Origin of the sequence: Micromonospora sp. NBRC 110038, assembly GCF_020884815.1 — a bacterium.
Taxonomy (GTDB): Bacteria; Actinomycetota; Actinomycetes; order Mycobacteriales; family Micromonosporaceae; genus Micromonospora; species Micromonospora haikouensis.
The window spans coordinates 127,746-153,196 of the sequence record NZ_BBOL01000006.1 but is presented as its reverse complement, the minus strand read 5'-3'; the positions used below and the strand labels follow the sequence as shown (position 1 = coordinate 153,196).

The 25,451-nt window shown below is 74.4% G+C and carries 25 protein-coding genes; 10 read left to right on the top strand and 15 right to left on the bottom strand.

The window, feature by feature from the left end:
• Positions 1 to 4: 4 nt before the first annotated feature.
• Genes LPU61_RS21810 through LPU61_RS21800 form a run of 3 tightly spaced genes read right to left on the bottom strand, consistent with a single transcriptional unit; the run spans position 5 to position 2,888 of the window.
• The gene (locus LPU61_RS21810) at positions 5 to 673 is read right to left on the bottom strand and encodes a lactate utilization protein C (RefSeq protein ID WP_229405927.1); all 669 of its coding nucleotides are present in this window, start codon (positions 671 to 673) and stop codon (positions 5 to 7) included.
• Positions 670 to 2,118 (bottom strand): lactate utilization protein B, encoded by a 1,449-nt coding sequence (locus LPU61_RS21805; RefSeq protein ID WP_043969462.1) that lies wholly within the window; start codon positions 2,116 to 2,118, stop codon positions 670 to 672. Before LPU61_RS21805 ends, LPU61_RS21810 begins: the two co-directional genes overlap by 4 nt.
• Positions 2,115 to 2,888, bottom strand: a complete 774-nt coding sequence (locus LPU61_RS21800) for a (Fe-S)-binding protein (RefSeq protein ID WP_229405926.1) — start codon at positions 2,886 to 2,888, stop codon at positions 2,115 to 2,117. Before LPU61_RS21800 ends, LPU61_RS21805 begins: the two co-directional genes overlap by 4 nt.
• Before the next feature lie 169 nt (positions 2,889 to 3,057).
• On the opposite strand from LPU61_RS21800, the gene LPU61_RS21795 reads away from it, so the two are divergent.
• Complete coding sequence (locus LPU61_RS21795) at positions 3,058 to 3,846, top strand: IclR family transcriptional regulator (RefSeq protein WP_052503961.1); 789 nt, start codon at positions 3,058 to 3,060, stop codon at positions 3,844 to 3,846.
• A gap of 1 nt (position 3,847) precedes the next feature.
• Positions 3,848 to 4,705 carry a fumarylacetoacetate hydrolase family protein gene (locus tag LPU61_RS21790; protein ID WP_229405924.1) on the top strand — a complete coding sequence of 286 codons (858 nt, stop codon included), beginning with the start codon at positions 3,848 to 3,850 and terminating at the stop codon, positions 4,703 to 4,705.
• A gap of 58 nt (positions 4,706 to 4,763) precedes the next feature.
• On the opposite strand, the gene LPU61_RS21785 is transcribed toward LPU61_RS21790, so the two are convergent.
• The 10 genes from LPU61_RS21785 to LPU61_RS21740 form a co-directional block, all read right to left on the bottom strand.
• Entirely contained in the window at positions 4,764 to 5,483 is a 720-nt protein-coding gene (locus LPU61_RS21785; RefSeq protein ID WP_229405922.1) for a hypothetical protein, read from the bottom strand.
• A 113-nt stretch (positions 5,484 to 5,596) separates the two neighbouring features.
• Complete coding sequence (locus LPU61_RS21780) at positions 5,597 to 6,529, bottom strand: zinc-binding dehydrogenase (protein ID WP_043968337.1); 933 nt, start codon at positions 6,527 to 6,529, stop codon at positions 5,597 to 5,599.
• A gap of 3 nt (positions 6,530 to 6,532) precedes the next feature.
• Complete coding sequence (locus tag LPU61_RS21775) at positions 6,533 to 7,462, bottom strand: NAD(P)-dependent oxidoreductase (RefSeq protein ID WP_043968336.1); 930 nt, start codon at positions 7,460 to 7,462, stop codon at positions 6,533 to 6,535.
• Between the two features lie 48 nt (positions 7,463 to 7,510).
• Entirely contained in the window at positions 7,511 to 8,308 is a 798-nt protein-coding gene (locus LPU61_RS21770) for an SDR family oxidoreductase (protein WP_043968334.1), read from the bottom strand.
• A 47-nt stretch (positions 8,309 to 8,355) separates the two neighbouring features.
• The gene (locus LPU61_RS21765; RefSeq protein ID WP_144420420.1) at positions 8,356 to 9,948 is read right to left on the bottom strand and encodes an ABC transporter substrate-binding protein; all 1,593 of its coding nucleotides are present in this window, start codon (positions 9,946 to 9,948) and stop codon (positions 8,356 to 8,358) included.
• Positions 9,949 to 10,027: 79 nt separating this feature from the next.
• Positions 10,028 to 11,020 (bottom strand): ABC transporter ATP-binding protein, encoded by a 993-nt coding sequence (locus LPU61_RS21760; protein WP_043968329.1) that lies wholly within the window; start codon positions 11,018 to 11,020, stop codon positions 10,028 to 10,030.
• Positions 11,017 to 12,048, bottom strand: a complete 1,032-nt coding sequence (locus tag LPU61_RS21755; protein WP_229405920.1) for an ABC transporter ATP-binding protein — start codon at positions 12,046 to 12,048, stop codon at positions 11,017 to 11,019. The genes LPU61_RS21760 and LPU61_RS21755 overlap by 4 nt, the downstream gene beginning before the upstream one ends.
• Positions 12,045 to 12,935, bottom strand: a complete 891-nt coding sequence (locus LPU61_RS21750; RefSeq protein WP_043968326.1) for an ABC transporter permease — start codon at positions 12,933 to 12,935, stop codon at positions 12,045 to 12,047. Before LPU61_RS21750 ends, LPU61_RS21755 begins: the two co-directional genes overlap by 4 nt.
• Positions 12,932 to 13,912, bottom strand: coding sequence for an ABC transporter permease (locus LPU61_RS21745; protein ID WP_052503960.1), 981 nt, complete (start codon positions 13,910 to 13,912; stop codon positions 12,932 to 12,934). Before LPU61_RS21745 ends, LPU61_RS21750 begins: the two co-directional genes overlap by 4 nt.
• Positions 13,909 to 16,620 (bottom strand): alpha-L-rhamnosidase, encoded by a 2,712-nt coding sequence (locus tag LPU61_RS21740; RefSeq protein WP_229405919.1) that lies wholly within the window; start codon positions 16,618 to 16,620, stop codon positions 13,909 to 13,911. The genes LPU61_RS21745 and LPU61_RS21740 overlap by 4 nt, the downstream gene beginning before the upstream one ends.
• A 299-nt stretch (positions 16,621 to 16,919) precedes the next feature.
• Between LPU61_RS21740 and LPU61_RS21735 the strand changes: the two genes are divergently transcribed.
• Positions 16,920 to 17,291 carry a helix-turn-helix transcriptional regulator gene (locus tag LPU61_RS21735; protein ID WP_043968323.1) on the top strand — a complete coding sequence of 124 codons (372 nt, stop codon included), beginning with the start codon at positions 16,920 to 16,922 and terminating at the stop codon, positions 17,289 to 17,291.
• A 62-nt stretch (positions 17,292 to 17,353) separates the two neighbouring features.
• On the opposite strand, the gene LPU61_RS21730 is transcribed toward LPU61_RS21735, so the two are convergent.
• Positions 17,354 to 18,733: a hypothetical protein gene (locus LPU61_RS21730; protein ID WP_229405917.1), complete on the bottom strand. Its 1,380-nt coding sequence runs from the start codon at positions 18,731 to 18,733 to the stop codon at positions 17,354 to 17,356.
• On the bottom strand, positions 18,730 to 19,779 hold the full coding sequence (locus LPU61_RS21725; RefSeq protein WP_229405916.1) for an NAD(P)-dependent oxidoreductase: 1,050 nt from the start codon (positions 19,777 to 19,779) through the stop codon (positions 18,730 to 18,732). Before LPU61_RS21725 ends, LPU61_RS21730 begins: the two co-directional genes overlap by 4 nt.
• 153 nt (positions 19,780 to 19,932) lie before the next feature.
• Between LPU61_RS21725 and LPU61_RS21720 the strand changes: the two genes are divergently transcribed.
• From LPU61_RS21720 to LPU61_RS21690, 7 genes are read left to right on the top strand one after another with little or no spacing between them, the layout of a single operon-like run.
• Positions 19,933 to 20,592 carry a glycosyltransferase family 2 protein gene (locus LPU61_RS21720; RefSeq protein ID WP_043968320.1) on the top strand — a complete coding sequence of 220 codons (660 nt, stop codon included), beginning with the start codon at positions 19,933 to 19,935 and terminating at the stop codon, positions 20,590 to 20,592.
• The gene (locus LPU61_RS21715; RefSeq protein WP_043968319.1) at positions 20,589 to 21,284 is read left to right on the top strand and encodes a DUF2064 domain-containing protein; all 696 of its coding nucleotides are present in this window, start codon (positions 20,589 to 20,591) and stop codon (positions 21,282 to 21,284) included. Before LPU61_RS21720 ends, LPU61_RS21715 begins: the two co-directional genes overlap by 4 nt.
• Complete coding sequence (locus tag LPU61_RS21710; protein ID WP_043968318.1) at positions 21,281 to 21,922, top strand: methyltransferase domain-containing protein; 642 nt, start codon at positions 21,281 to 21,283, stop codon at positions 21,920 to 21,922. Before LPU61_RS21715 ends, LPU61_RS21710 begins: the two co-directional genes overlap by 4 nt.
• Positions 21,919 to 23,133 (top strand): molybdopterin-dependent oxidoreductase, encoded by a 1,215-nt coding sequence (locus LPU61_RS21705; RefSeq protein ID WP_229405915.1) that lies wholly within the window; start codon positions 21,919 to 21,921, stop codon positions 23,131 to 23,133. Before LPU61_RS21710 ends, LPU61_RS21705 begins: the two co-directional genes overlap by 4 nt.
• On the top strand, positions 23,130 to 23,621 hold the full coding sequence (locus LPU61_RS21700; RefSeq protein WP_229405914.1) for a hypothetical protein: 492 nt from the start codon (positions 23,130 to 23,132) through the stop codon (positions 23,619 to 23,621). The genes LPU61_RS21705 and LPU61_RS21700 overlap by 4 nt, the downstream gene beginning before the upstream one ends.
• Before the next feature lie 10 nt (positions 23,622 to 23,631).
• Complete coding sequence (locus LPU61_RS21695) at positions 23,632 to 24,342, top strand: response regulator transcription factor (RefSeq protein WP_052504056.1); 711 nt, start codon at positions 23,632 to 23,634, stop codon at positions 24,340 to 24,342.
• Positions 24,343 to 24,347: 5 nt separating this feature from the next.
• Positions 24,348 to 25,355: a sensor histidine kinase KdpD gene (locus LPU61_RS21690; RefSeq protein ID WP_229406068.1), complete on the top strand. Its 1,008-nt coding sequence runs from the start codon at positions 24,348 to 24,350 to the stop codon at positions 25,353 to 25,355.
• Positions 25,356 to 25,451: the final 96 nt, after the last annotated feature.

Sequence of the window (25,451 nt, the reverse complement as noted above, 5' to 3'; positions counted from 1 at the left end):
GGGCCTACCGGCCCTCGGCCACCACCAGCACGTCCAGCGTGCGCGGACCGTGCACCCCCTCGACCCGGTCGAACTCGATGTCGCTCGTGGCACTGGGCCCGCTGATCCAGGTCATCGGCCGGGTGGCGTCGAGTCGGGCGACCGCGTCCGGCACGGCCGGCACGATCTGCTCGGCACGCACCACCACCAGGTGGTAGTCGGGAACCAGGGTGACCGCGCGCCAGCCCTGGCCCGGCCCCGAGTCCAGCACGATCGTGCCGGTGAGCGCGATCGCCAGGGCGCAACCGGAGACCACCCCGTCGAAGGCGTCGAGCGCGACCGGGTCCGGTGGCGCGCCGCCGCCGATCACCTGCCAACCGGGCGCGGTCCACCGCGCGGGCAGGCCGTGGGGGACGCAGATGCGGGTCCGGCCGCGCTCGCCCAGGATGCCGGCGATCGCCCCGCCGACCTCGTCCGCACCGCACCGGTACGCGCTCGCCCGGTAGTCGGTCAGCCGCTCCACGAACAACCCGACCGGGTCGTCGGCCGGACGCGCGCCGACGCCCCGGTAGTCCCGGGGCACCCCGACGCCGGGCGGCTGCGTCCCGACGGCGAGCCGGACCCGGCGCAGCACCTCGGCCCGCGCGGCGTCGGCGTCGCGTCCGGTCCCGCCGCTGGACACGTCGCGGCTCACCGCCGCCTGCCCCGGGCCCGGAACGGGCGGCGCGGCGGGCGGGGCGCGTCCCGCGACCTCGTCCACGCCGACATCGGCGGCGGCAACCGGCGGATCCAACCGGTACGCCGGCCCAGGACCCGCCCCAGCCACAGCGCCCGTAGGGCGGCGGACCAGCGCCCCGGGCTGGACATGAGCCAGCCGAGCACCGACATCGCGGCGGCCTCGGACGTCGGCAGCCGCCGCTGCCGCGCGCCCGCCGCCACCGCCTGCGCCCGCAGGTGCACCAGCATGCGCGGGATGTCGATCGCCACCGGGCACGCGTCGAAGCAGGCCCCGCACAGGGTCGACGCGAACGGCAGGTGGGGGTGGTCGGCCACCCCGGTCAGTTGCGGGGTGAGCACCGCGCCGATCGGCCCGGGATAGACCGAGCCGTACGCGTGTCCGCCCGTGCGCTCGTAGACCGGGCAGACGTTCAGGCACGCCGAGCACCGGATGCACCGCAGGGCCGCCCGACCAGCCGGGTCGGCCAGGGTCGCGGTGCGCCCGTTGTCGAGCAGCACGAGGTGGAACTCCTGCCCCTCCACCGCGCCGGTCCACATCGACGTGTACGGGTTCATCCGCTCGGCGGTCGACGAGCGGGGCAGCAGTTGCAGGAACACCTCGAGGTCGCGCCAGCTCGGCAGGACCTTCTCGATCCCCATGACGGTAATGAGGGTGCGGGGCAGGGTGAGGCACATCCGCCCGTTGCCCTCGGACTCGACGACCGCCAGGGTGCCCGTCTCGGCGATCGCGAAGTTCGCCCCGGAGACGGCCACCCGCGCCGTGAGGAACCGCTGCCGCAGGTGGGCTCGTGCCGCCTCGACCAGCTCGGCCGGCTCGTCGCCGAGCGCGGGGTCCACCCCGGCCATCTCGCGCCGGAAGATGTCGCGGATCTCCCGCCGGTTGCGGTGGATGGCGGGCACGAGGATGTGACTGGGGTGGTCCCGGCCGAGTTGCACGATCAGCTCGGCCAGGTCGGTCTCGACGGCACCGATGCCGCCTTGGGCCAGCGCCTCGTTGAGGCCGATCTCGGCGGTGACCATCGACTTGACCTTGACCACCTCGGTCGCGCCGGCCTGCCGGACCAGGTCGACGACGATGGCGTTGGCTTCCGCCGCGTCCCGGGCCCAGTGCACCGTGCCGCCCCGGGCGGTCACCGCCCGTTCGAGCTGGAGCAGGTAGCGGTCGAGGTGGTCGAGCACGTCGTCCTTGATGGCGGCTCCGGCGGCCCGGAGCTGCTCCCAGTCGTCGAGCTCGGCGACCGTCTGCAGTCGCCGGCCACGGATGGTGCGGGTGGCGTGCGAGAGGTTGCGCCGCAGCTGGTCGTCGCGCAGCGCCTCGGCGGCGGCGGTCGGGAACGGCGTCGCGGCGTGCAGGTTGCCGACGCCGGGCGACGCGGTGGGCAGGCCCAGGAACACCGTCACGGTCGTCTCCTCGGGTGCGGCGGAGCACCGGGCGGTGCCCACGGTCGATCTCGGGTCGCGGCCAGGATCTCGGCCAGGTGCACGGTGCGGGCCCTCGCCGCCGCGCGCGAGAGCCCGCCGCCGAGGTGGGTGAGGCACGAGGCGTCCCCTGCGGTGACGACAGTCGCCCCGGTCGCGTCGACCGCCCGCAGCTTGTCGGCGAGCATGGCGGCGGACACCGACGCGTTCTTCAGCGCGAAGGTGCCACCGAAGCCGCAGCAGGAGTCGGCGTCGGGCAGGTCCACGAGCTCGATGCCCTCGACCCGGTCCAGCAGTCGTCGCGCCCGGTCGCCGGTGCGCAGCAGGCGTAGCGCGTGGCACGCCTGGTGCAGCGTCACCCGGTGGGGGAACCACGCACCGACGTCCAGCACGCCGCGCACGTCGACGAGGAACTCGGAAAGCTCGTAGGTGCGTGCCGCGACGGCCGCCGCCTCGGCGGCCAGCCCCTCGTCACCGGCCGCCCGGGCGAGCTCGACGTGCTGGTGCCGGATCGCCGCCACACACGAGCCGCTGGCCACGACGACCGCCTCGGCGTCGGCGAACGCCGCGACGTGGTTGCGGACCAGGGCCAGCGCCTGGTCCGGGTAGCCGGAGTTCACGTGGAGCTGACCGCAGCAGGTCTGTCGCCGAGGCACGGCCACGTCGAGGCCCAGCCGTTCGAGCACCGCGACCGTCGCGGCGCCGACGCGGGGCACCAGCCCGTCCACGAGGCACGTGACGAACAGCGCCACCCGGACCGGGGACGGAGCTGACGCGACGGTACGGGCGCAAGGCCCGGCATCCTGGCCCAATCGATGTCCTTTCGGCGTGCCGCCCGACCCGGTGACCCACGGGCGGCGACGAGGTTGTATGGTACCAGTATCAAAACCACGGTTCATCTACATGAACAGGTCCGTTCCTATGAGCACTCTCGTCAAGTCGGCAGACCGCACGCTGGCGATCCTCGACCTGCTGACCGAGCACCGTGACGGGTTGACCCTGACCGAGGTCCAGCGCCGCCTGGAGTTCCCCAAGAGCAGCACCTACGTGCTGCTCATGACGATGACGGCCCGGGGCTTCCTCGAACAGGACCCGGACACCCGCCGGTTCCGCATCGGCATCCGGCTGTGGCAGGCCGGCCAGAGCTACGTCGCGATCAACGACCTGGAGAAGGTCGCGCTGCCGTACATGGAGACCCTCCGGGACACGCTGAACGAGACGGTCCAGCTCGCCACCCTCGACGGCACCGACAACGTCTACATCGCCAAGGTCGATCCGGATCACCACCTGCGCCTCGCCTCCCGGGTCGGCGTGCGCCTGCCGGCGTACGCGACCGGCATCGGCAAGGCACTGCTCAGCCAGCTCGACGAGGACGACCTGCGGGACCGCTTCGCCGACACGGAGTTCGTCCGGTACACGCCGCAGACCGTCGCCTCGCTCCCCGAGCTCGTCGCCGCCGTCCGGCAGGCCCGCACGCACGGGTACGCGATCGACAACTGCGAGTACACCCCGGGCGTCTTCTGCGTCGCCGCCCCGCTGAACGGCCTGCGGGCCACCACCCGGGCCGCCATCAGCGTCTCCATTCCCGAGGTCCGCAAGACACCCGAACTCATCCGGCGCACCATCGACACGCTCTGCTCCACGGCCCACCAGCTCTCGCTGCGCCTGGGCTACCGGGACGGCGCCGCACCCACGACACGAAGGGACTGACATGGAGTTGTTCCGCTTCGGCGCTCCCGGCAAGGAACGCCCGGCCGTGCGCCACGAGGGCCGGGAGTACGACCTCACCGGGCTGACCGCCGACCTGGACGGTTCCTTCTTCGAGACCGACGGCATCGAGCGGGTGGCCGCCGCCCTCGCCGCCGGCACGCTCGACCCGGTCGACACGGCCGGGCAGCGGATCGGCGCACCGATCGCGCGACCGCCCGCCGTGGTGTGCATCGGAATGAACTACGCGGCCCACGCCACGGAGTCCGGCGCCGCACCGCCGCAGCACCCGGTGGTCTTCCTCAAGCACCCCGGCTGCGTGGTCGGCCCCGACGACGACGTCGTCCTGCCGCTCGGGTCGACGAAGACCGACTGGGAGGTCGAGCTGGCCGTCGTCATGAAGCGCACGCCGCGCCACCTCACCGACCCGGCCGACGCCCTGGACTACGTGGCCGGCTACGCGCTCGCCAACGACCTGTCCGAGCGCGCCTTCCAGATCGAGGTCTCCGGCGGCCAGTGGTCCAAGGGCAAGTGCGCGGAGACGTTCAACCCGCTCGGGCCGGTGCTGCGCCCGGCGAGCGAGCTCGACCCCGGCCGGCTGCGGCTGCGGTCCTGGGTCAACGGTGAGCCCCGGCAGGATTCCAGCACCGCCGACATGATCTTCTCGGTGCCCGAGCTGATCGTCCACCTCAGCCAGCACATGCTGCTGATGCCGGGCGACGTCGTCAACACCGGCACCCCGGAGGGCGTCGCGCTGTCCGGCCGGTTCCCCTACCTCAGGGTCGGCGACGTCGTGGCCCTGGAGATCGAGGGCCTGGGCCGGCAGGAGCAGACCGTCGTCGGGCACCGAGCGGCCGGCTGACCCCGCCGCTTCCCGCTGTCCGGCCGGGCCGGACAGCGGGAAGCGCACCCCGGGCACGTCACCGCCCGGGCGGCTCGGCGACCAGCCCGTCCGGGTACGCGGTGAGCTGGTCGGCGTCGTAGAGGGTCAGCGGCACGTCGGCGACCCGTCGCACCCGCTCGTGCGCCGCCATGGCCTCGTAGATGTTCTCGCAGATCCCGATCGGATGGTCGGAGTCCAGGTTGCGGCGGGTGAAGTAGGCGTCGGTGACGGTGACGACGCCGACGGTGCTGTCGATCTCGACGGCCATCGAGGCGCGGTGGTGCGACCCGGTCCACCAGGTACGGATGCCGGGCACGACCTCGTCCTCGTCGGCGAGCAGCCGGACCCGGTCCCACGCCTCGTGGGTGAGGTGGTGCAGCACCTCCGGCGACAGGCAGGACCAGCGGTCGTCGTGCGGGTGCTTCGTCGTCCGGTGGAAGTGGGTCCACCCCCGCTCGGTCAGGCAGATCTGCGCGCGGGGGAAGAACGGCACGTTCGACGTGGTGTAGAGCTGCAACGGAGTGAGCAGGACGTGCGTGATGTCCTCGGGGGCGAGGCCATGGGCGGCCAACTGGTCGGGCAGCCACTGCCCGGGGGCCCGCCGCAGGGCGGCCCGCTCGCCGAGGAAGGTGGCCCACCGCGCGTTCATCGGGCCCAGATCCCGGGCCGGGCCGGTGCTCACCAGCGCGTTGACGCCCGGGCCCTGGATCAGGACCGCCTGGAAGGCGAGCCGGTACCAGCGGTCCCAGTCCGACATCCAGTACACCTCGGGCCCCGGCACGTCACCGTCACCGAGATGAAGTAGCCGCACGCCGTACATGGCGTTCCTCCTTTCCTTGGGGTCGGCCGGCTGGGGTCGTCGCCGCGCCGTCACGGCCGCAGCACCGCCTTGACCACGTCCTGGCGGCCCCGCATCAGCTCGGTGAAGATGGTGGCCCCGTCGGCGAGGTCGAACGGTGAGGTCCAGTCCAGCGCGACCGTCTCCGCGAGGGCGACCGCGTGGGCGAACTCGGCACCCGTGTAGCAGTACGAGCCCACGACGTGCTTCTCCTCCCGGACGATCTGCTGTCCGTCGAAGCCGGCGTCGCCGCTGAGCAGGCCCACCCAGACGGCCGTGCCGCCCGGACGCAGGCGCTGCACCGACAGCCGGTGCGTGGCCGCGGCGCCCACCGCGTCGATGATCACGTCGAACTCGCCGGTCAGGGTCGGGCCGACGGCCGCCGCGCCGAGGCGCTCGGCCACCGCCAGGCGGGCCTCGGACAGGTCGCAGACCGTCACCTCGTCCGAGTACTGACGGGCGACGAGCAACGAGACCAGGCCGATCGTGCCGGCGCCCAGGACCGCGATCCGCGCGCCCTCGGCCGGGCGGGCCAGGTTCAGGGCGTGCACGGCGTTCGCCAGCGGCTCGATCATCGCGGCCGTCTCGAACGACATCGTGGGCGCCAGCGGGTGCAGCGCGTGCTCGGGCACCGCCACGTGCTCGGCGAACGCGCCGGGCCGGTGGATGCCGAGGATCTGCCGGCGGCGGCACAACTGCTCGCGGCCGAGGCCACACAGGTCGCAGGTGCCGCAGCTCAGCAGCGGGTTCACCGTGACCCGACGCCCGTCGCTCGTGGTGCCGGAGAACTCGTGTCCCATGATCAGCGGCGGGCTGCGGAAGTGGGAGTCGCCGATGCCGTGCAGCTCGCTGCCGCAGATGCCGACGGCGCGGACGGCGACGACGACCTCACCGTCTGAGGGTACGGGCGGCGCGACGTCGAGCAGTTCCACCGTGTTCGGCCGGGTGAAGACGAGAGCGCGCACCGGTCAGCCCGCCGTGGTCAGCAGGTCGCGCAGGATCTCGGCGGCCCGCCGCTGCAACTGCGGCAGCGACACCGTCGACAGGTACGCGAGGTGGGGGGTCACCAGGGCCCGCGGGTGCCCGGCCAGCTTCGCGGACGTCTGCTCGGGTGGCTCGCTGGCCAGCACGTCGAGCGAGGCGAAGCCCAGCGTGCCGGCGTCGAGCGCCGCCAGCAGGTCGGTCTCGACCACGAGGGCGCCCCGGGCCGTGTTCACCAGGTGGCCGTCGGCCCCGAGCGCGTCGAGCACCGCGCGGTCGACGATCCCGCGCGTCTGTGGCGTCGCGGGCACGTGCAGGGTGAGGTGGTTGACCGCAGCGGCGAGCTCGACCAGCGTCGGGTGCGCCGTGACGCCGGCGGGCACGTCGGAGACGAACGGGTCCCACACGTGCACCGGGAAACCCAGGGCGAGGGCCCGCGAGGCGACCTCGCGGCCGATGCGGCCGAAGCCGGCGACACCGACGGGGTCCTGCCCGGGCGGCAGCGCGGGGGCGATGCCTGCGGTGGTCCACCCCACGTCGGCGCACGACCGGCTGGCCGTGGTGAGCCGGCGGTTGTGCGCGTAGACGGCCGCCATGCTGTGGTCGGCGACCTCCGCCAGGCAGTAGTCGTCGACGTTGCGCACCTCGACCCCCCGCCGGGCGGCGGCGGCCAGGTCGATGTTGTCCAGGCCGATGCCGTAGCGCACTACGGCACGCAGCCGGGGCAGCCCGGCCAGCACCCGGTCGGTGATGGGCGCCCACTGCACCAGCAGCCCGTCGGCGTCGCCGGCGACGTCGAGGACGGCGTCCTCGGTCCTGGCGTCGAACCGGCTGACCGCGAAGTCGCCGGCCAGCACGGCTCGTTCGATCGAGCCGTCCCCCAGGTTGGTGTCGGTGATGACGATGTTGGTGGTCACTGTCGTTCCTCGAATCACTAGTCGATGCGCCCCGCGGGGCGGGCGGTGCTACCGGGAGCCGGCGAAGGACGAGTCGTCCCCGAGCCCTTCGGGCCCCATGGCGAGGTAGCCGCCGTCCACCGGCAGTTCCGTGCCGGTGATGAAGCTGGCGTCGGAGGAGCACAGGAAGGCGATGGCGCGGGCCACCTCCACCGGCTCCCCGAGGCGGCGCAGCAGGTGGAACCGGCCCCAGACCGGCTCCCAGGCGGCCCGGTCGCCGCCCGCCGCCCGGCTGACCTCGGGGGTCCAGATCCAGCCGGGGCTGACCACGTTGACGCGGATGCCGTCGGGGGCGAGGTCCATCGCCATGCACCTGGTCAGCGTGACGATCGCGGCCTTCGTCGTGTTGTACGTCCACCGGGACCGCTGCGCGACGTGCGCCGAGATGCTGGCGGTGTTGACGACCGCCGCGCCCGGGGCGCGGGCCAGCAGGGGGTGGGCCGCCTGCACGACGTTGCTGATGCCCTGCACGTTGACCCGCAGCACGTGGTCCCAGTCGGCGCCGGTCACGTCGAGGCCACGGGCCAGGAACGTCGCGGCGCAGTTGACGACGAGGTCGAGGCGTCCGTGCCCCGCCGCCACACCGGCGATCACGTCCTGCACCGCGGCCCGCTCGGCGACGTCGACGACGGCGGCGGTCGCGGCGCCCCCGGCGGCCTCGATCGCGGCGACCGTGGCGGACAGACCGGCCGGGTCGATGTCCATCGCGACGACGTGCACGCCGCGGGCGGCCAACTCCTGCGCCGTCGCGGCCCCGATGCCCGAGGCTGCCCCGGTGACGGCACCGACCCGACCGATCCACTCCATGTGGTGTTCCCTTCCTCAGGCCGCCGGTCGCGTGACCGGCGGCGGCGTCAGTTCGTGACCCAGGCGTTGGCGAAGGTGGGGACGCTGTAGCGCAGCCGGCTCGGCTCGTCGTAGTCGGCGCTGTGCATTCGCTTCGACCAGATGAAGCCGATCGGCGCGCTGGTCGTCCACACCCAGGGCAGTTGGGTGGTCAGCACGGTGTCCGCCTCGTTCCACAGCTGCTTGCGCTTGGCCGGGTCGGACTCGGCGCGCGCCGCGGTCACCCGGGCGTCGAACGTCGCGTCGGTGAACCCGCCGGTGTTCAGGTCGCCACCGGAGTACAGGAACCGGTAGGGCAGCAGGTCCGGCGTCAGGAAGCCGGCCATGGTCCAGCAGATCGCCTGGTACTTCTTGCCGAAGAAGGCGGCCACCCACGCCGAGTAGTCCAGCGCGTCGAGCTTGACGTCGAAGCCGGCCGCCTTGAGCTGCGCGACGATGACGTCCGTGGCCGGGCGGATGGTGTTGCACGTGTAGGAGAAGCTCGGCTTCCGGCCCGTCGCCGTCTCGTACTCCTTGACCAGCGCCTTGGCTCCGGCCAGGTCGAAGCCCGGGTCGGCGGCCGTGCCGTGGAAGGCGTTCCCCTCGGGGAACAGGCTGACCGCCGGCTTGCCGAAGCCCTCGGTGGTCAGGTCGACGATCTCCTGCCGGTTGAGCGCCTTGGACACCGCCTGCCGCAGCCGCAGGTCGTCGAACGGCGGCTGGGTCAGGTTGAGGATGACGGCGTCCTGGTCGCCGCCCACCCCCTGGACGAAGTTGACCTGGCTGTCGGCCTTGGCCGTCTGCATCAGGGTGGGGTTGACCGTCGACATCAGGTCGATGTCACCCGCCTGCAGGGCCTGGTAGGCGCTCTGCGGGTCGGCGATCGTCTTGATGACGACCTGGTCCAGGTAGACCTGCCGGTCCTTGTTCCAGTAGTTCGGGTTACGCACCAGCTCGACCGGCTTGCCGGGCGACCAGGACTTCAGCTTGAACGGTCCGACGCCGGCCGCGTGGGCCGTGTAGTCGTCGCCGTGCTGCTTGAGGGCGGTGGGCGAGGCGATGTAGCCCGCGGTGCCGGAGCCGTCGTAGGCGAAGGCGTACGGCAGGCTGGCGAAGGGTTCCTTCAGGCGCAGCAGCACGGTGGTCTCGTCGGGGGCCTCCACCGACTTGACCGACGACAGCAGCGCCGCGGCCGTGGAGCCCTTGGCCATGCCGCGCTCCAGGTTGAACTTCACCGCCTCGGCGTTGAAGGGCGTGCCGTCGCTGAACTGGACCCCCGTGGGCAGGGTCATCGTCCAGGTCAACTTGTCCGGGCTCGCGGTCAGCGACTTGGCGAGATTGGGCTGGGGCTGGTCGCCGAGCTTGGGAACGACCATGAGGGTGTCGTAGATCGACGAGCCGACCAGCGCCATCGCGTTGGCGGATCCCTTGCTGGGGTCGAGGGTCGTCACCTCGACCGCCAGGGCGACCGTCAGCGTCCCGCCGGCCCGGGGCGCGGTGTCGCCACCGGTGTCGCCGGTGCCGGCCTTCGTCGTGCAACTGGTCAGGGCCACCGCCAACAGGGGGGTCAGCAGCAGGGCTGTCGCCCGGCCGAAGCGGCGGCGGGCTGGGGGAAAAGGCATGTCGGGGCCTTTCGGATGACGGGTTCGGGGGTGGTGGAACCGTGTCGCGGCGAGCCGACCGGGCAGCCCGGAGGCTGGGTCAGACCGTGTTGGACGGCTGCGCCGCGACACGCGGGGTGGTCGACGGGAAGGGATGGACGCAGGCCACCTCGTGGCGCGGCGCGATCTGCCGCAGCGGAGGCGACGACGTGGTGCAGGCGGTGGTCACCGACGGGCACAGCGTGGCGAACCGGCAGCCGGCAAGCTGGCGGCCGTCGACGTCCTCGGCGCCCGGGGTGGGCTGGACCCGGGGCGCCCGGGCGGCGGCCAGGTCAAGGGAGGGTACGGAGTCCTGCAACATGACGGAGTAGGGGTGGCGCGGGTCGTGCGCGATGTCGAGGGCGCCGCCCTGTTCCACCACCCGGCCGGCGTACATCACCGCCGTGCGGTCGCACAGCGACGCGACGACGCCCAGGTCGTGCGAGATGAACAGCATGGCCAGCCCCTGCTCGGCGCGCAGCTCGGCCAGCAGTTCCAGGATCTGGGCCTGGATCGAGACGTCCAGCGCGGAGACCGGCTCGTCGCAGACGAGGATCTCGGGGCGCAGGATGGTGGCGCGGGCGATCGCCGCGCGCTGGCACTGGCCGCCGGAGACCTCCCGGGGCCGGCGGTGGGCCAGTTGTTCGGTGATGCCCACCCGGTCCAGTTCGGCGAGGGCACGCCGACGCCGCTCGGCGGGGGTGCCGTGCCCGTGCACCCGCAACGGCTCGGCGACCGAGTCGAGCAGGGACCGCTTCGGGTTGAACGACGCCGCCGGGTTCTGGAAGATCGCCTGCACGGACCTGCGCAGCCGGCGGTCGTGACGCCGCACCGGCTCGCCGTGCAGGAGCAGGGTGCCGCCGCTGAGCGGGACGAGGCCCAGCATGGCCCGGGCGGTGGTGGACTTGCCGCAGCCGGACTCGCCGACCAGGCCGAGGATCTCGCCCCGGTGCAGTTGCACCGAGACCTGCGAGACGGCCTCGACCGAGCCGGTGCCGTAGCGGACCGAGCCGTCCCTGAGTTCGAACACCGGGGCGCTGCGCTCGGCGGTCATTCCGCCACCTCCCTGTCCTGGCGCGGCGCGACCGCCGCGCCGACCGCCGGTTCGCCGGGGTGCCAGCAGGCGAACTCGTGCCCGGCCCCCGCCGCACGAGCCGTCATCGGCGGCTGCGCCGTGCGGCACCGGTCGGACGCGAAGCCGCAGCGGGGCGCGAACCGGCAGCCGGGCGGCGGGTCCAGCAGGTTCGGCGGCAGCCCCGGAATCGGCCTGGGCAGGACCTGCCGCGCCACGTCCGCCCGCGGGATGGCGGCCATGAGGGCGCTGGTGTAGCGCATGCCGGGGCGGGCGAAGACGTCGGCGACGGGACCGCGCTCGGCGATCCGGCCGGCGTACATCACCGCCACCCGGTCGGTGTGCCGGCCCACCACGCCCAGGTCGTGGCTCACCATGACGAGCCCGATGCCGAACTCCCGGCACAGGGCGTCGAACAGGTCGAGGATGCGGGCCTGCACGGTGACGTCCAGGGCGGTCGTGGGCTCGTCCGCGAAGATCAGCTTGGGTCGACCGGCGACGGCCATGGCGATCGCCACCCGCTGCCGCATCCCACCGGACAGCTCGTGGGCCCGGGACCGGGCCCGCTGCGCCGCCAACGGGATGCCCACCGTTTCGAGCAGTTCGACGGCCCGGGTGGCGGCCTGCCGGCGGGTCACCCGGGGATCGCGCCGCACCGCCTCGGCGATCTGCTCCCCGATCGGGGTGATGGGGTGCAGGGCGCTGAGCGGATCCTGGAACACCATGGCGACCTCCCGGCCCCACAGGGCGCGGCGGCGCCGCTCGCTCAGATCGAGCACGGCGTGGCCGGCGAGCCGGACCTGGCCGGTGACCCGGGCCGCCCTGGTGCGGGTGAGGCCCATCGCGGTACGCGCCAGGACGCTCTTGCCCGAGCCGGACTCACCGACGATCCCCAGCCGCTCGCCGAAGCCGAGGTCGAGGCTGACCTGGTCGACGGCGCGCACCGGCCCGGCCGGGGTCGGAAACTCCACCACGAGGTCACGGATGCTCAGCAGGGCGTCCCCGGTCATCGCACACCGCCCGTCACGGCGTCCGCCCCGGACAGGAACCGGTCGGCGAGCAGGTTCAGGCTGAGGATCGTCAGCAGCATGAACACCGCCGGCACCACGATCAGCAACGGGTCGTTCGCGATGAAGGACCGACCAAGATTGATCATGCTTCCCCACGAGGGTTGAGGCGAGGGCACGCCCAGGCCCAGAAAGCTCAGACCGCCCTCGATGAGGATCGCGGTGCCGATGCTGACCAGCGCGTACGACAGCACGGCGGTGCGGATGTTCGGCAGCACGTCCCGCCAGAGGATGGACCGGGCCGGTGTGCCGATCACCAGGCTGGCCTCCACGTACTCGCGGCCGGCCACCGCCAGGGTCTGCGCCTTGGCCAACCGGACGAACACCGGTGTCATCGGCACCGTGATCGCGATCAGCACGTTGGTGATCGAGGCGCCGAGGAACGACGCCAGGGCGAGGGCGAGGATGAGACCCGGGAAGGCCAGGATCACGTCCACCACGAACGAGACGACCGCGTCGAACCGGCCGCGCAGGTAGCCCGCCAGCATGCCCAGCGGCACCCCGACGAGCGCGGCGGCGGCGACCGACCCGAAGCCGATGAACAGGGAGACCCGCGCCCCGGACAGCGCCCGGGCGAGCAGATCGCGCCCGTAGTTGTCCGTGCCGAGCAGGTGCGCGGCGGACGGCCCGCTCAACCGGTCGGTGGCCGCCATCTTCTGGTCGTCGAGGCCGAGCACGGTCGGCAGCAGCAGCATCGACAGGACCAGCAGCACCAGCCAGGCCATGGACAGCAGGTCGGTCACCCGCCACCGTCGGCCGGACCGCGCGGGGGTCCTCGGCGGGGCCGGGGCGACGGTGGCCGGGGCCGTGGGTGCGACGTCGAGGCTCATCGGGTCACCGCCTTGCTCCGCGCCCGCAGCCGCGGGTCGATCAGCCCGTAGATCAGGTCGACCGCCGCGTTGATCAGCACGAACGCGGCGGCGATCACCAGCACTAGGCCCTGCACCTCCGCGTAGTCGCGGGCGCTGACCGAGTGGGCGAGTTCGGCGCCGAGCCCGGGCAGGCTGAACAGGGTCTCCACGATCACGTCCGAGCCGATCAGCACCCCCACGGTGACACCGACGGAGGTGGTGAGGTTGAGCAGGCTCGGCCGGAAGGCGTGCCGCATGGCGGCGCGGAGCGGCGAGATGCCCTTGGCCCGGGCGACCTGCATGAACTCCTGGCCGTACGTCTCGACCAGGTCGGCGCGCAGCACGCGCTGGTAGAGCGCGAACGGTGCGGCGGCCAGCGTGAGCGAGGGCAGCAGCAGGGAGCCGAGGTGCTGGCCGATCCCCGCGCTGACCGGGACGTAGCCGTTCGCCGGGTAGAGCCCGAGCTGGACCGCGAACACCCAGATCAGGACGAATCCGACGACGAAGTTGGGCGTCGACAGGACGGTGAAGACCCACAGGCTCATCCCCCGGTCGACGGCCGAGCCGCGGCGGGCGGCGGCCGCCACGGCGGCGGGGATCGCGGCGGCGATCGCGATGAGCTGGCTGAGCACGATCAGCTCGATCGTGACCGGGGCCCGCTCGGCGATGATCTGGGCGACCGTCTGGTTGGTCGCGTAGGACCGGCCGAGGTCACCCTGCAACGCGTTGCCGAGCCAGCCGAGGAAGCGTTCCAGGAACGGCCGGTCCAGCCCGAGCTGCTCGTGCAGCGCGGCCACCGCCTGCGGCGACGCGGACTCGCCGAGGATCGCCTGGGCGGGGTCGCCGGGCAGCAGGCTGAGGCTGAGGAAGCAGAGCAGCGACACCACGAACAGCACCGCCGCGAGGCGGACGAGCTTCAGCAGCACGGTACGGGCCAGCGGCCACCCGGGGGTCACGGCGCGACCAGCCCGTGCACGGCGACGGTGTGCCGGCCGGGGCCGAGCCGCAGCTCGGTGCCGCCGACGCCGCCCTGGCCGGCCGCGACGAGCCGGGCGCCGGCCGGTGCCCGGACGGTGGCGTACGCGGTCGCGGGGATCCGCAGCTCGTGCTCGACCACGTCGCCCGCCCAGCGCCACGAGCTGCCGATCGGGCCCGCCGGGCTGTCGTAGGCGGCGCGGGCCCAGCCGAGCGCGGCGGAGTACGCGGCCCGCACCGTGATCTCCCCGGTCCAGGTGGTCTCGGTGGCGTCGATGCCGGCGACGTGCTCGAACAGGAACCGGCCCACGGCGCCGAGCGCGCAGTGGTTGAAGGAGTTCATCTCGGCCGTGGCGAGGGTGCCGTCGGGGCGGATGCCGTCCCACTTCTCCCAGATCGTGGTCGCGCCCTGGTCGACCATGTACAGCCAGCTCGGCATCTGCCTGCGCAGCAGGAGTTCGAGCGCGAAGTCCGCGTGCCCGTGCGCGCAGAGCACGGGCAGGACGTGCTCCACGCCGTGGATGCCGGTGGTGACGTGACCGACCCGTTCGATGGCCGCGCGCAACCGGTCCGCCGCCTCCTGGGCCTCGGCACCGGTGAGCAGCCCGTATCCGACCGCCTGCGCGTACGCGGCCTGGGTCGCATCCTCGACGCCGCCGGTCGCGAGCGGGAACGCGGCACGGTACGCGGCGCGGATCTCCGCCGCCCGGTCCGCCAGCCGGGCCGCCTCCCGGTCCCTGCCCAGCCAGGCCGCGATCTGGGCGAGCTGGACGAAGGAGCGGTAGCTGTGGGCGGTGTCGACGATGGCGGTCGGGGTGGTCGAGTAGGCGCCGGTGTAGGCGTACCCCGGGTGCAGCTCCAGGCCGTCGCGTTCCGGCAGCGACAGCCAGTCACCGAAGTCGGCCCCGACCTCGTTGACCCGCAGCCCGGCCGGGTTGGCCCGGTCGACGTGGTCGAGGAAGCGGACCATCGACGCGAACAGCCGCTCGGCGGTCGGCAGGTCCCCGTACCGCTGCACGAGCAGGTGGACGAGGCGGATGAAGCCGTCGGACCAGCCGGGCGCCCCGGGCCGCATGCTGGAGGGCGGAATCGCCGGGGCGTAGTTGCGGATCTCCCCGTCGGGGCCCTGGGTGTCCGCCGCGTCCCGGGCGAACTTCGCCAGGAAGGCGGACACGTCGAAGTGGTACGCGGCGGTCGGCGCGATCGCCCCCGCGTCCCCCAGCCAGCCGAGGCGTTCGTCGCGCTGGGGACAGTCGGTGGCCACTTCGAGGAAGTTGTCACGGATGGTCCACGCCACGTTGGCCGCGAGGCGGGTCAGGTGCTCGTCGGAGCAGGCGAACTCGCCGACCGGGCTGGGCAGTCCGGTGACGGAGACCGCCTCGATCGAGGTGTCGGGCAGCAGGGTGAAGTTGTGGTGCGGCAGCTGGCTGGGCAGGCCCCAGACCTCCGCGTAGCGGAACCCGTGCATGGTGAACGACGTGGCGAGCTGGTGCGGGCCGGCGTCGGGCACCACGAAGCGGTCCTCCTGGAAGGCCCCGCGCAGGTTGTCGCGGTAGACGAGCTGCTCGGGGGTCAGGATCTCGCCGTGGCGCACGATCAACTCGACCGACGGCAGGCATCTCGTGGTGAGCTTCGTCCAACCGACCAGGTTCTGCCCGAAGTCGAAGACGGCCGGGCCCCGGGCGTGTTCGTGCACGAGCCGGCCGGTGTGCACCTGGTAGGTCGTGATCGGGTCGTGGGGCTGCGGTTCGACCGGGGGCGTGACCCCGGCGAAGGGTTCGGCCGGCGCCCAACCGGCGTCGTCGAAGCCGGCCAGCCGCCAGCCCGGCGGCTCCTGCCGCAGGTCCTGGGACTCACCGCGCAGCAGGTCCGTCGCCTGCAGGGCCCCGTGTCCGGCGCGCCAACCGGCGCCGGTCGAGGCGACCGGCCTGCCGTCGATCTCCAGTTGGGCCAGCAGTGCCGGCCGGTCGCCGTAGAAGCCGGGCTCGCGCAGCAGTCCGAGGCGTCCGGCGTACCAGCCGTTGGCCAGGACGGCCGCCAGGGTGTTGCGGCCCGGACGCAGTGCCGCCCCGCAGTCGAAGGTCTGGTGGTAGACCCGGGTGCGGTAGTCGGTCCAGCCGGGGCGGTAGAGCGCGTCGGCGGTCAGCTCGACGCCGTTGAGCCACAGCCGGTACAGCCCGAGCGCGCTCGCGTAGACCCGGGCGGTGCCCACCTCGTCGACGTCGAACTCGTGCCGCAGGTACGGGCAGGGGTCCCAGCTCTCCCGCCGGTAGGTGGGCACGGGTGCGCTGATCCAGGTGGCCGACCAGTCCCCCGGGTCGGTCAGCCCGACCTCGAAGGCCGCCGTCGCGCTGCTGACCGGGCGGCCGGAGCGGTCGGTGGCGGTGACCCGCCAGTAGCGGCGGTCGCGCGAGGCCAGGGGCGGGCCCGCGTACACCGTCCAGGGCCGGGCGCAGGTGGCGGCCCAGGCGAGGTCCCTGTCCGACTCGACCGCCTGCCTGGAGGCCGCCACGGACACCTGGAACCCGCGATCCTGGTCGATCTCCGCACCGCCCGGCACCGACCAGGACAGGTGGGGTGCCGTGCCGGGCACGCCGAGTGGCGCGACCCGCCCACCGACCCGCATCCCGCGCGGCCCGCACCCCGGCTCGGCGGTCATCGCGCGCCGGCCGATGTCGGTTGTTGGCACCGATTGTTTACAGGGATTTTGCACACGCCCGGCATCGTCTGCCAGGCCGCGCTCGACTGTCAAGGATAAGAACATAAGTTCATATACATGAACCTCCCGCCCCGCTCCTCGCTGACCAGCGCATTCCCGAACTCCACCGGAACGTCGTCCGCGCTCCGCGACCGGACAGGAGGCGCCTCCACCGTCCGACCGACCCGGCCACCCTCCGTCGCCGGCATGTCCGGCCGGCGTCACCCCGCAGGCTGGTGGCGACACCCGAGTTCCGGATCCACCGCCCGATCGATGGTGTCGGTGCGACGATGACAGGCGTGGGAACTCCGAGAACCGCCCCGCCCGCCGTCTCGCCGCTCACCGGCGAGCCGATCAAGCGCGCCGACGCCGAGCGGCTCGCGGGGGTGCTGAAGGCGATCGCCGACCCGGCCCGGCTGCGGCTGCTCAGCCTGATCCAGTCTTCCCCGGAAGGCGAGGCGTCCGTCAGCGACCTCACCGCGCCGCTCGGGCTCTCCCAGCCGACGGTGAGCCACCACCTGCGGATCCTCACCGAGGCCGGCCTGCTCGAACGCGAGAAGCGCGGCGTCTGGGCGTACTACCGGCTGGTGCCGTCCGCGATCGCGGCGATCGCCGACCTGTTGACCCCGCCCCGCAAGCGGGCGACGCGGAAGACCCGCTGAGCGGAGCACCCGCCCGCGGCGGAGCGCAACCGGCGTCAGCCGGCACCTGGTGCCGGGCGCGCCTACCAGCTCGTCAGCAGCAGGTGGTTGATCGCCAGGGCCACCCCCGCCTGCACGGCGAGCCACGTGCGGCGGTCGGCGGGCGGGATCAGCGCCGCCCCGGCCATGAGCCAGGCGGTGAACGGCAGCCAGATGCGTTCGACCTCGGCCTTGCTGTAGCCGGACAGGTCCGCCGCGACGATCGCCGCCGTGGCGGCGAGGGGCAGCAGCCAGGTCGCCTGCTCCGCACCCGGCCGCCGCAGCGCGACGGCCCGCCGGCCGGCCAGCGCCGCGCGGCGCAGCAGCACGGCCGCCGCCGGACCGGCCGCGGCGACCACGAGCGCCAGGTTGGCCCAGACCCAGTAGCCGTACGCGCGGTCGGCGGCGATGCCCTGGTAGTAGCGCTCGACGACGAGATGGTAGCCGGTGGGCCACCAGAAGCCGGCGGCCGTGAAGACGGCCACGACCGGTGCCGCCCCGGCGAACGCCCAGCCCACGGTGCGCCGGTGCCGGCCCGCCAGCACGACGACCGCCAGGGCGACCGGGGCCATCAGGACGAGCCCGTAGGAGAGGTAGCAGCCAAAGGCCAGCAGCGCGCCACCGGCGACCGCGCCCACGGCACGCCCCCGGGTGACGCCGTGCGCCAGCAGGGCGACGCCGGTGGCGGTCACCCCGGCGAACAGCCCGTCGGCCGACACCCCGGACCAGACCGCACCGGGGAACAGCACCGCGAACGGCAGCACGGCACGGGCCGCCGCGCCGGTGCCGAGCAGGCGTACGGTGTGCGGCACGGCGACGGCGACGAGCGCCGCGGCCAGGATGCACAGCACCCCTGCCCAGCCGCCGCCGCCCAGCCCGACCCGGTCGAGCCAGACGAAGACGAGCAGCGCACCCGGCGGGTGGCCGGACACGTGCGTGGTCCAGGAGTCCGGCTGGAAGTCGAGGATCCGGGTGGTGAAATCCCCCAGCATGGCGGGGATGTCGGTGACGCCGGGAACCTCGTGCAGATACTCGTGGACGGTGGTCAGCCGGCCGGCGACGCCGCGCCGCCAGCCGTCGACCAGGGCGAGCGACAGCGTCCAGGCCACGGCGGTGGCGTAGGACAGCGCCAGCAGCGGCCGCCAGGGCAGCCGGGCGGCCAGCGCCGGCCCGCGCCAGCAGACCAGCGCGGCCAGCAGCAGCGCCGCCGGTGTGCCGGGGCCGGCGTGCGGCAGCCAGTGCGCCGACAGCGGCGCCGCGCTGGCGTACACCGGGCGGCCCAGCAGGTACAGCACGCCGCCGGTGACGGCGGCCGCCGCGAACAGGCCGAGCGCGACGGCGGCGGCGATCAGGTCGGCCCGCGGCGGACGCCGCCCCCGCTCCGTCGAGGGGGACGACACCGCGCTCGGCAGCCGGACGCTCATCCGCGCAGCGGCGCGTGGGCGAACTCCGTGATCCCGTCGGCGAGCCCCACGGCGGCCCGGAACCCGAGTTCGGCCTCGGCCCGGGCGGGCGAGGCGACCACGTGCCGCACGTCGCCGAGCCGGAACTCGCCGGTGACCACCGGCGGGGGCCCGCCGGCGGCCCGCGCCAGCTCCGTGGCCAACTGGCCGACGGTGGCCGGGCGACCGGAGGCGACGTTGTACGCGCGCCAGCCCGTGCGCGTGCCGGTCGCCTCCAGCGCGGCGAGGTTGGCCGCCGCCACGTCGCGGACGTGCACGAAGTCGCGGCGTTGGCCACCGTCCTCGAACACCCGCGGCGCCCGCCCGGCCTCCAGCGCGGAGCGGAAGATCGCCGCGACCCCGCTGTACGGCGTGTCGCGGGGCATGCCGGGCCCGTACACGTTGTGGTAGCGCAGCGCCACGACGGTGCCGCCGGTCTGCCGGGCCCAGGCCGCCGTGAGGTGCTCCTGGGCGACCTTCGTGGCGGCGTACACGCTGCGCGGGTCCAGCGGGGCCTCCTCGTCGACCAGTCCCGGGGTGACGGCGGCGCCGCAGCTCGTGCAGACCGGCTCGAAGTGACCGGCGGCCAGGTCGGCGACGCTTCGCGGCGCGGGGCGGACCGCACCGTGCCCGGCGCAGGCGTAAGCGCCCTCGCCGTAGACGACCATGGAGCTGGCGAGCACGAGCCGGTGCACGCCCGCGCGGGCCATCGCGGCGAGCAGGACCGCGCTGCCGAGGTCGTTGCAGCCGACGTACTCGGGCAGGTCGTCCAGGTCGACGCCGAGCCCCACCATGGCCGCCTGGTGGACCACCACGTCGACGCCGGCCAGGACGCCGGCGACGGCGGGCCGGTCCCGCAGGTCGAGCCGGACGAGCGGGGCCCCCGCCACGGTGTCCGGCAGCGGCAGGCGGTGTGCGCCGGGATGGCCGGCGTCCACGACGGTCACCCGGTGGCCGGCGTCGTGCAGGGCGGTCACGACGTGGGTTCCGATGAATCCGGCGCCGCCGGTAACGAGTACGTGGGTCACGGCGCCGACGGTAGAGCCGGGACGCGGCGATCCGCCCCGGCCGCGGCCTACCGTCAGCGGTTCGTAAGAACTCCGGGCCGGGTCACCGTTCCGTAAGACTCTGTCACCGTCAGGTAAGGATTTCCGGGCGGATCAGGTCCTAGCGTCCGCGGCATGACCGATGTGGTTCTTCCCTGCCGCAACGAGGCCCCGGCCCTGCCCGACCTGTTGGCCCGGATGCCGGCCGGCTACCGGCCGATCGTGGTGGACAACGGCTCGACCGACGGCTCGGCGGAGGTGGCCCGCGCCTGCGGTGCCGAGGTGATCAGCGTCGCCGAGCCCGGCTACGGCGCCGCCGTACACGCCGGTGTCCTGGCGGCCGACCCCGGCGACGGCGTGGTGTGCGTGATGGACGCCGACGGGTCCTTCGACCCGGCGCAGCTGCCCCGGCTGGCCGACCCGGTGCTGGCCGGCGAGGCGCACCTGGGCACGGGGCGGCGCCGCCCGGCCGCGCGGGGGGTGTGGCCCGCGCACGCCCGGGTCGCCAACGCCGTCCTGGCCCGTCGGCTGCGCCGCACGACCGGCCTCGACATCCACGACATCGGGCCGATCCGGGCCGTGCGCCGCGCCGACCTGCTGGCGCTGGGGCTGCGCGACCGCCGGTTCGGCTACCCGTTGGAGCTGCTGATCGCGGCGGGCCGGGCCGGCTGGCGGGTCGTCGAGGTCGACGTCGACTACCACCCCCGGGCGGCCGGCACCCGCTCGAAGGTGACCGGTACCGTGCTCGGCACCGTCCGCGCCGTCCGGGACATGAGCGCGGTGCTGGCCCGGTGAGCGCCCCCCAGGTGCTGGTGCTGGCCAAGGCCCCGGAGCCCGGCCGGGTCAAGACGCGGCTCTGCCCGCCCTGCACCCCCGAGCAGGCCGCCCGGATCGCCGCAGCGGCCCTGGCCGACACCCTCGACACCGTCGCCGCGGCCACGGCCGGCGCGCGGATCCTGGTCGTCGACGGCGACCATCCGGCCCCGGCGGGCTGGGCGCGGCTCGCCCAGCGCGGCGGCCCGCTCAGCGACCGCCTCGCCAACGCGTTCGCCGACACCCGCCCGGTCGCCGACACCCGCCTGGTCGCCGACCATTGCGGGACGGCTGCGGCGACCCTGCTGATCGGCATGGACACCCCGCAGCTCACCGCCGCGCACCTCGACGCCGCCGTGGGGCTGCTCGGCACGGCGGACGGGCCGGACGCGGTGCTCGGCCCGGCCGACGACGGCGGCTGGTGGGCGCTGGGCCTGCGCGAGCCCGGCCACGCCGAGGCCCTGCGCGCGATCCCCACCTCGACGGCGCACACCGGACGGCTCACCCTGGCCGCGTTGCGCCAGCGCGGGCTGCGGGTCCACCTGCTCCCCCGCCTGCGCGACGTGGACACCGCGCCCGACGCGCACGCCGTGGCCGCGCTGTGCCCACCGGGCAGCCGGTTCGCCGTCGCCGTCGACGCCGACGTGCCGTCAGCGGCGGCGGTCGGCCGGTGAACGCCGTCGCGGTCTTCGACGCCGTGTTCGACCGGGCCGCGTCGGGCGTCCCCGCCGCGTTCACGGCCCGGCACTCCAGCGGCGGCGAGCTGCGGTTCGACCCGACCGTCTGGTGCCGGGACGCGACCGCCGGGGACTCGACGCTGCTCGCCCGCTGCACCGGGCCCACCCTCGACGTCGGCTGCGGACCCGGCCGGCTCACCGGCGCGCTGATCGCCGCCGGCCGCCCCGCCCTCGGCATCGACATCAGCGCCACCGCCGTCCGCCTGGCCCGTGGCCGCGGCGCGGTCGCGCTGCAACGCGACGTCTTCGACCCGGTGCCGGGCACCGGCCGCTGGCAGCATCTGCTGCTGGCCGACGGCAACATCGGCATCGGTGGTGACCCGCACCGGCTGCTGCGCCGCTGCCGCCGGCTCCTGACGGCCGACGGCCGGCTGCACGCCGAGGTCGCGCCGCCCGGCACGCCCGCCTGGTCCGGCACCGCCATGGTGCAGGCCCCCGGCGGCGTCGGCAGCCCGCTGAGCTGGGCCTGCGTGCCCCTCGACGACCTGCCCGCGCTGGCCGACGCCACGGCGCTGCGCATCCTCGACACCTGGACGGCGGCGGGCCGATGGTTCGCCACCCTCGGCCCCGCGTGACCGGCCGTCCGACCGCGCTGCGGCGGTTCGCCCGCTGGTGGTCGACGCCGCTGCCGGCACCGCCCGCGGCGCTGCGGCGGGGACCCATGCGCGCCGGCGCGTTCCCGTCCCGGCTGCGGTCGACGCGGCTGACCAGTCAGCTCGGCGTCGCCCTCGGCGTGGCGTTCGCCGTCTGCTTCCTCACCGGGCTGCTCAGCCACCTGGTCCAGGATCCGCCGGGCTGGTTCCGGTGGCCGGCCCGCCCGGTGGGGCTCTACCGGTTCACCCAGGGCCTGCACGTGGCGACCGGGCTCGCCACGGTGCCGCTGCTCGGCGTCAAGCTGTGGTCGGCCTACCCGCACCTGTTCGCCTGGCCGCCGGTCCGCTCGGTCGCCCACGCGCTCGAACGCGCCAGCGTCGGCGTCCTGGTCGCCGCCGCGCTGTTCCAGGTGGTCGGCGGCGTCCTGAACGTCTCCCGCTGGTACGCGCCGATGCCGTTCTTCTTCACCGCCGGGCACTACTGGGTGGCGTGGCTGGCGGTCGGCGCGCTGCTGGTGCACGTCGGCGTACACCTGCCGACCGTGCGCGGCGCGCTCGCCCGCCCCGCCGCCGGGACGCCGCCGGACCGGCTGAGCCGGCGCGGGCTGCTCGGCGGCGTCGCCGCCGCGGCCGGGCTGATCACCCTGACCACGGTCGGGCAGACCGTCCGGCCGCTGTCCGGCCTGGCGGTGCTCGCGCCCCGCCAGCCGGACGTGGGGCCGCAGGGGCTGCCGGTCAACAAGACCGCGGACAACGCCGGGGTACGCGCGCGGGCGCTCGACCCGTCCTACCGGCTGGCGGTCGTCGGCCCCGCCGGGCGGGCCGACCTGGATCTCGCCGCCCTGCACGCCTTCGCGCAGCACACCGCCGACCTGCCGATCGCCTGCGTGGAGGGGTGGAGCGCCACCGGGCGGTGGACCGGCGTGCGACTGCGGGACCTGGTGGCCCTCGTGGGCGGCGACCCGGACCGCGCGGAGGTCCTCGTCGAGTCGCTGGAGGCCGCCGGCCGGTACCGCGCGTCGACCGTCGCGCCGGCCCATGCCCGCGACCCGCTGACGCTGATCGCCCTGCGGCTCGACGGTGCGCCCCTGCACCCCGACCACGGCTACCCGGCGCGGCTGATCGCCCCGAACCGGCCCGGCGTGCTCCAGACGAAGTGGGTCGCCAGGATCACCGTGCGGGAGCCGCGATGAGAGTCCGCAGCGCGCTCGTCGCCGTCGGCGTCCTGCTGATGGGGTACGCCGTCGTGGGCGGCAGCGCCGACCCCGACCTGAAGCCGGCGGGCGTGCTGCTCTTCCTGGCCGGGGTGCTGGCCGGTCACGACCTCGTCTGGATGGTCGTGCTGCTGGCTGGGGGCGCGGCGGTCGCCCGATTCGTCCCGCGCCGGCACCGGCCCGTGGCGCGTGCCGCCGCCGTCAGCGCCGCCGCGCTCACCGTCGTGGCGGTGCCGCTCGTCCTCGGCTTCGGCCGGCCCCCGGACAACCCCTCGGTGCTGCCGCTGCCGTACGGCCGCAACCTCGCCGCCGTCCTGCTCCTCGTCGCCGGCGCGGCACTGGCGGGGGGCCTGACGGCGGACCGGCGACGGCGGTTGACGGCGGGCCGTGGGAGGGGCCGGCCGGCGGCGGGCCGTAAGCAATCCGAAAGACCCGGCGGTGGCGGCCCGCCGCCCGCCGGTCGGTAGCGTGGCCGGGATGGGACACCGGGTGCTGGTGGTCGACGACGACCCCACGGTCAGCGACGTCGTGCGGCGCTACCTGGAACAGGACGGCTGCGAGGTCCGGCTGGCCGCCGACGGCGCCGACGGCCTCGCGGCGATCGCCACCCACCGGCCCGATCTCGTGGTGCTGGATCTCATGATGCCCGGCATCGACGGCCTCGAGGTGTGCCGCCGGATCCGCAGGCAGCTGCCGGACCTGCCGGTGATCATGCTCACCGCCCTCGGCGAGGAGGCCGACCGGGTCCTGGGGCTGGAGGTCGGCGCCGACGACTACGTGACCAAGCCGTTCTCCCCCCGCGAACTCGTCCTGCGGATCCGTTCGGTGCTGCGTCGCGCCAGCGGGCACACCACCGGCCCGGCCGACCTCACCCGGCTCGTCGATGCGGAGCTGACCGTCGACACCGCCCGCCGCGTCGCCGAGCGCGACGGCGCGCCGCTGGCGCTGACCGTCCGGGAGTTCGACCTGCTGGCCTTCCTCATGCGCCACCCCGGGCGCGCGTGGTCCCGCGCCGATCTGCTGGACAAGGTGTGGGGCTGGCAGTTCGGCGACCAGTCGACGGTGACCGTCCACGTCCGCCGGCTGCGCGAGAAGATCGAGTACGAGCCGGCCGAGCCGCGCCGCATCCGCACCATCTGGGGCGTCGGCTATCGCTACGACCCGCTCGACGGGGGACCCCAGCGGTGACCGACATGCTGCTCATCGGGCTCTACGCCCTCGTCGCCGGAGGCGTCGTCGGGCTGGCCGGCGCCGGGGCGCTGCGGCTGCTGCGCGGCCGGTCCATCCTCGTCCACGTGCTGGTGCTGCTCACCGTCACCGTGCTCGCCGTGGTCGTCGGCGTCGCCACGGTCGCCCAGGCCATGTTCCTGTCCCCGCACGACCTGTGGGTCGTCCTCGTCACCGTGAGCGCCTCCGCGGTGATCAGCCTCGCCGTCGGCGCCGTCTTCGGCAGCCGGCTGGCCGCCTCCGCGGTCTGGGCGCAGGCGGCCCGGGACCGGGAACGGCGGCTGGAGGCCGGTCGGCGCGAACTCGTCGCCTGGGTGTCGCACGACCTGCGCACCCCGCTCGCCGGGCTGCGGGCGATGGCCGAGGCCCTCGAGGACCGCATCATCGACGACCCGGCCACCGTCGACGAATACCACCGGCGCATCCGGGTCGAGACCGACCGGATGACCCAACTCGTCGACGACCTGTTCGAGCTGTCCCGGATCAACGCCGGCGCGCTGCGGCTCGCGCCCACCACCGTGCCGCTGCGCGACGTCGTGTCCGACGCGATCGCCGGCGTCGCCCCGCTCGCCGCCCGCCGCCGGATCCACCTGGTCGCCGCGGACAGCGGCTGGCCCCTCGTCCGCGCCGGCGAACGCGAACTCGCCCGCGTCGTCAGCAACCTGCTGATCAACTCCGTCCGGTACACCCCGGAGGACGGCACCGTGCACATCGCGGCCGGCCACGAACGCGACGCCGTGTGGCTCGCCGTCTCCGACACCTGCGGCGGCATCCCGGAGGAGGACCTGGACCGGGTGTTCGACGTCGCCTTCCGCGGCGAGCGCGCGCGCACCCCGGGCGCGGCCGGCTCCGGTGGCGGCGGAGGGCTCGGCCTGGCGATCGTGCGCGGCCTCGTCGAGGCACACGGCGGCCGGGTCGACGTGCGCAACACCGGCCGCGGCTGCCAGTTCGAGGTACGTCTCCCCGCAACCTGATCCCGGGTGCTCGAAGCTACCGGGCAGGGCCGTGTCGGAAGCGGCGTACGGGCGGTGGGATCACGGTCGCCGGCAGAGGGCTCGCGTTCCGCGCCT